This is a genomic window from Vibrio sp. D173a (assembly GCF_030248475.1).
In genome coordinates, this window is sequence record NZ_JAHGAH010000224.1 from 1 (window position 1) to 5720 (window position 5720).

The 5720-nt window shown below is 46.6% G+C and carries 6 protein-coding genes and 1 pseudogene; 1 reads left to right on the forward strand and 6 read right to left on the reverse strand.

Annotation, left to right across the window (positions count from 1 at the left end; translation table 11 throughout):
• Positions 1–114 precede the first annotated feature (114 nt).
• Positions 115–486, forward strand: a complete 372-nt coding sequence (locus KIV40_RS20780; protein WP_012127558.1) for a zf-TFIIB domain-containing protein — start codon at positions 115–117, stop codon at positions 484–486.
• 63 nt (positions 487–549) lie between these two features.
• On the opposite strand, the gene vopD is transcribed toward KIV40_RS20780, so the two are convergent.
• The 6 genes and pseudogenes from vopD to KIV40_RS20810 all read right to left on the reverse strand — a co-directional run.
• Complete coding sequence (gene vopD / locus KIV40_RS20785) at positions 550–1554, reverse strand: type III secretion system translocon subunit VopD (protein ID WP_285351103.1); 1005 nt, start codon at positions 1552–1554, stop codon at positions 550–552.
• A gap of 9 nt (positions 1555–1563) precedes the next feature.
• Positions 1564–2763, reverse strand: coding sequence for a type III secretion system translocon subunit VopB (vopB, locus tag KIV40_RS20790; protein ID WP_285351105.1), 1200 nt, complete (start codon positions 2761–2763; stop codon positions 1564–1566).
• 3 nt (positions 2764–2766) lie between these two features.
• A complete protein-coding gene (vcrH, locus tag KIV40_RS20795; RefSeq protein ID WP_005426175.1) occupies positions 2767–3258 on the reverse strand; it encodes a SycD/LcrH family type III secretion system chaperone VcrH in 492 nt (163 codons plus the stop codon).
• A gap of 12 nt (positions 3259–3270) precedes the next feature.
• Positions 3271–5088, reverse strand: a complete 1818-nt coding sequence (locus KIV40_RS20800; protein WP_285351107.1) for a virulence-associated V antigen — start codon at positions 5086–5088, stop codon at positions 3271–3273.
• Positions 5089–5098: 10 nt separating this feature from the next.
• Positions 5099–5389, reverse strand: a complete 291-nt coding sequence (locus KIV40_RS20805; protein ID WP_005426293.1) for an LcrG family type III secretion system chaperone — start codon at positions 5387–5389, stop codon at positions 5099–5101.
• A gap of 60 nt (positions 5390–5449) precedes the next feature.
• Positions 5450–5720, reverse strand: a pseudogene (locus KIV40_RS20810) (type III secretion system regulator LcrR); the annotation flags it as partial.

Here is a 5720-nt window from a genome sequence, read left to right on the forward strand (position 1 = left end):
CCTAAAAAAGATTCAAAACGTATGGCACGAGAGATGTCGTATTTTGATTTGTCGTAAAAGAGAGCTGGGAGTACTAGGCTCACTTCTCTTCAGAAAATAAAAAGGAAAAACAAAATGCAATGCCCAAAATGCAACTCTGACTTTGAACAACTGCAAACTCCGCTAGGCGATGTTGAGCGCTGCACTGAATGTAAAGGCCTATGGATCGATCCTTACGAAGTGGAGGCGATGAAGCCGTTAGCTGATGTGATTGATTCGGGTGACGAAGAAATCGGAAAAGCCTTCAATGCGATTGATCGTATCGATTGCCCTGTATGCCCAAACAATCACCTGCTTCGATTGGTCGATCCAAAACAGCCTCATATCTGGTTTGAAAGCTGTCCTACGTGTAAAGGTCGCTTTTATGACGCCGGTGAATTTAAAGATCTAGCGACACTCGACCTATCTGATTTTTTCAAGAAATTTGGCTTGGTTGAGCGCGTGTAATTTATTTCTTCTTTCCATAAAAAAGGCGCTGTATTCCCAGCGCCTTGATGATTGATAGCAAACCTATACCGTAGGGATAGAGGCACGCCATGCTTGGTTTTGACTATCAGCGATAGAGCGGAAAAGCTCACGCAGCTCTTTTAGCAAACCTTCTTGGAAGCCAATGTTTTCATCGGCTCTCTGTTTGTCTGCTTGAGCACGAGTTGCTAATACCTCATCCTCTTTGCTTCGAGCTTGAGCTTTCGTCTGCTCTGCATTTGCAGCTGAATTCGCCATTTGGCCAAGTCCCTGCAATACCGCGTTCTTCGATTGGTTTGCGCCCATTATCTTGTCGAACTTGTGGCCACCACTAGACAAAGTATTTGTCGTATCAGTAATGCTATCTTTTGCGAACGCATGAGCACGTCTCACTTGATCTTGCTGAGTTTTCGACAAGTTAGTATTGCCCATTAACTCTTCAACCTGATCAAAGCCTGCTTTTTGCATCTTCAATACATTGTTGCCCGCGACTTCTGCCTTGATTTCTTTGCCCGCTTTGAAAGAACCCACGGCACCGATAATAGCAGTCACACCAGCCAATACGCCTGATACTACCGCCATCGCGATCATCGCTTTAGCAGAGTTGTTCAACTCTTCCGCTTGGCTCTTGATGCTTGCAACGTTTGCTTCAACGGCAATTTCACGTTGCAGAACCTGTTGCTCACGGCTTAGCTTAGACACTTGGTAAAGCAGTGTAATCAGAGACAGTGATTGCGAAATGGTATCCGATGGTGACTTAACCACTTGCTCACCATTCAGTGCTTTTTCTGTGGTTTGCATTAATAGATTTACGGTTGGAGCCAACGCGCTCATCAGCTTTTCTACCACACGAGCTTGATCGCCAGTCGCAGGCGCTTTTGGCCCATCTAATTGGTAGTTCTTCGCACCCGTTACTGCACTATCATTGCTGCTACGGATAGCGGCAGCTTCGCTTCTAGTCTCAGACGTTTTCTCTGCCTGAGTTGTTTTGCCTAGTTCACCCAAACCGTAAAGGTCAGCGCGTCCAGTATTACTAATTTTATCTAACATAGTTGCTCCTTAAACCGTCGCTGGACGACTCATTACCGCTTGCATCGTTTCGCCTTTCGCCTGAATCATCTGCATGATGACACTCATTAGCTCTTGGAAATCTTCCATCAGCTTAGCGATTTCTTCTTTAAGTTTGTCGATCACCGCTTGGCTAAGCGTCATCTTCGCCCTTAAATCTGTAATGTCAGCTTGGATTTCAGTTACATGCGCATTGTTTGCAGCATGAACACTGTCCGTGGCCCCCTTACCTACGTTAACAGTAAGGTCGACGGTCTCAGCACCGTAACGGATTGCCTTAGCGGTGGTTGTCGCCGCTTTAGAACCCATATCGGCAATTTTCACCATGTTTGTCGCCGCTTTGGTTGCGATATCAGTGACTTTTTGCGCAATTGAACTTGCACTTTTCGCCGCTAACTTCGCAACACCACTCGCAGCTGAACCTCCGAATGTGACTACAGCGCCAATGACGGCAGTCGCAATCTCTAACGCCATGACGACTTTATTAAGTATATCGACGTTAATTCCGGCCTCTTTCATCGCCTCTTGAACAGCAGGCTCTTGCAGAGTCATATTGATTGCGCCCATCACGCCGCCTGCGATCATTAATGCGCCAGCTGCCGCACCAACACCTGTCGCCACCATGATGGCACCAACGACAATAGAAACCACAGCGCTAACCCAACCGAAGATCTTGGAAGCTAAGCCCGATTTTTGTGCTTCTTTCGCTGCCGCTTCAGACTCTTTGATCTTCTCTAGGTTTTCTGCCATTTCTTGTTCGTGCTTCGCTTTCGCTACCTTCACTTCCTGAATTTTGAGCTCGTTTTGAGCGCTTTTCAGTTTGTCTGTGATAGCAGCCAGTTCAACTTCAAAATCATCTGCATAACCTGAGATGATTTTCACTGCTAGCGAGCCCGTACTGTCGGCAACCGCGTGTAAAACCTTGGCAATCGAGTCTACGATTTTTTGTAGCTGTTCCATGGCTTTAAGCGTAAGGTCATTCACCTTATCGCTGACTGCGGCATTTGGTGCATCAAGCTGAACTTTTACCTTACCGGTGTTCAATGCTTCAGCATCTTTACCTTTTACGTTTTCGGCGGTTACTGACGGCGATGCATGAGCAGCGGTCTTGTTAACCTTGTTTAACGTAGTTTGGTCAGAATCAGGCGTGTATACCTGATTCTGAATGCGGTCAAGTGCAATAGAATTCATATTCTAGTTACTCCTTTTGTTTCTCACCGCTTCTAACATGATGCCTGCTCGTTGATGCAAGTCTGCATACTCTGATTTCCCAGCAGACATCTCCTTCGCGCTGTAAAACCCACTCTCTGCTTCCGTCAGTTGCTCAAGCTTGAGGTGACATTCTGCAGAGTGGAAAGGTGGGCGTGGATCATTTACGTCCACAAGCGCAGCGTAGCTGTAGGCGTCAAGCGCCTGCAGGTACTCACCCAGTTCCTGACGAGCCGCGCCCAAACCAATGAAAAATCGCGCTTGATAGTGATCAAGCATGCTAAGCAGCTGAAATACCTTAGCGGCCTGCTCTATTTTTCCTGACTGGAAAAAGTTGTATCCAACCGCGTAAATGTGCTCGATGGTGTCTGCTGATACATCGTGCAGCATTTTTAGCGTGCCCCCCTCTTCCAAAAATGAAAGGAGTTCCTCTGCTTGCATTTGAGATGGGTCAGTTGGCGCGTTTTGTGTAGTCATGGTTATTTATCCTTAAAGGGCTCGTAGGATTTCTTGTAAAATACTGTGATACTTCTGAACAAATTTGTTCATCGCTTCAACGGTTGCGTTGTACTGAGAACTGGTGTCGTTTAACTCGGTCGTTTTAATCTGCACTTCATCGTTGAGCACTTTAGATTCTGCGGTGACAGAACTGGAGAAATTAGACAGCTTGTCCCCTTTGAAAGAGTCGCTTCCAACTTCCATTCCCTGCTTTACTAAAAAGTCTTTATGGTTGGTGATGTTGTTGTCTTTTAAGTATTTGTATTCAGGAGAAGCCTTAAACGCCGCATCATTGTCGTAGCCAAAATCGCTGGCTTTAAAGTTATTCGCTGCGTCACCCGGCTTGTAAGTGCCATCAACACTTTGGGTCGAGTGTATTTTTGACTGAACGACACTAAACACTTTCAATTGGATCGTTAGATCTTCGAGTTGTTCTTTTTGCTCGTTACGCTTTTCAAGGCGGTCGACTCGGCGCTCGTTTAGAGCAAACAAGACGCGTTCATCAAAGCGGTCACCGATACTAGATTCAATCACCGACAGTAGATCACGAGCGGTCAATGCGTGCTCGGCATTCACTTCTTTACTGCTAATTTCCTCTGGTGTGATTTTGCCCAAACGATCATTGAGCTTTTCTTGGTTCTCCATCATTTTTTGATGACGTGCAATGAAATCCGTCCCGATGTCTTGGCCTGCGACTATTTTTTCGAAAAGGAGTCGGATATCTTGTGCGGTGTTTTGTTTAATCCGCTCAAGTTGCTCCGGTGTTGTTTGAGTGACCTGAACATCGAGCAAGCCGTTATAGAACGCATCGATCTGAGTGTTGATAAGCGCAATGGCTATATTGGAGAACAAACTCGATAAGGTGATCGCACTAGGATCCGATTTTATTCTCGCGATCTCGGCATCAAGGATGGTTTGCAGTTGAGCAACACCACCTGCGCCGTAGGCATTTTCAAACTGTCCTTTTACTTGTGTCGCTAAGCTATTTAGCGTATCGGTAAGCTCCTGCTTAGACATGCCCGGAATCCAAGCAATCTTGTTCGCCAAGGCCTGTGCATCAGCGGTGCTGATGGTGATCCCAATGCTATTGAAAGAGGCAACAAGTTGAGCGGTAACAGCAGCTCTAAAGCTTTCCTCTGTTAAGAAGTAGTCTGAATTCTTAATCTCATTAAGGTTGACCGAGCCAAGATTACCAAAGGCATTTCGCAAGAACGGAATAGCACTCTCACGAACCTCACTCGTACTCATCTGCACTGCCATTGCGTTTACAAACGAGCTAATCTCCGCCGTTGCTGCTTTAAGAGCGCTGGCATCTAAAGCTTCAATTTGCAGTGCTTGGTTACTCTGGCTTCCCAAACGGAAATTAGCGACAAAATCGGTCGGAAGCGAGCTGTCGACCTTGTCTTTTAGCTGTGTGCTAAACCAGGATTGGAATTGATGTGCGAGCGTAGTATTAACGCTCATCTCCACTTCTCTAGGTGCGATCTGACCATTCAACGCTTGGTGTTGCAGTGACTGCATCCAATGCGCAGCGGTCTCAGCGGCAGCAGTCCCAGTAAAGGCACCTTGCTTCTTTAACAAAGTACCCAATGAATCGACATAAAGATCCAAGCTTTCTTTTTCCGTACGCCCAACCACCATGGGTAATTGGCGAATCAATGACTCTAATTGATTCGGGTCGATATGGGCATCGCTTAGAATGGTAGAAAGGGTCTCAACCAAACTCTGCTGGAATGCGATCTGAGAATCACGATTGGCTGTTGTATTGAGAACTCCGGTGATGGAGCTCATGGTTGTCATATCCGTCATGTAAAAACCTCTAGATCACCATGCCACGCATCATGGTCGGTCGCTTGCGCCTAGTGCCTTTGGTGCTCGCGGCTTGTGGCTGATGCTGTTGTTGTCTGCGGCGTTGTACTTCTTCAAGCAGTTCATGCTCTGCTTGTTTCATCAATTGAGGCGAAGCATTTAACCCATCGAGCAGAATGTTGCCTGCTACCGGACCAACGCCTAATCCTTCGAGTAGTTCATTGAATACGTCAGTCCTGTCTTCTGCATTGCGAATAGCAAGTTCTGAGTTTTCAATGGTTTCAGTAAAGGGTTGCTTCATCTTGGGTCCTATCTTAAAGCGAAGCATCTCTGGGATGCTGTCAGTAACAGTCGAGAGTTTTTACTTTTTTCTCTTTTTAAGTGGGCGGTAATCACTGAGGCGCAAGAAGTACCAATCTTCTTGTTCATCGTGGCTCGCGCCGCAGGCTCGTAAGTAGAATTGTGCTAACCGCTGGCTGCTCATGTTGCTACCTCGCAATACATCAACGTTGCCACGAATAGCCCAGTCGGGCGGGTACAAGCGGATGGCATGTTCTGCGAGCATAAATAGCGCGGAGAAAGGGTTGCTTAGACCTTGGTTTGGGCTGATACTTGGCTTTGTTGCGTAATTC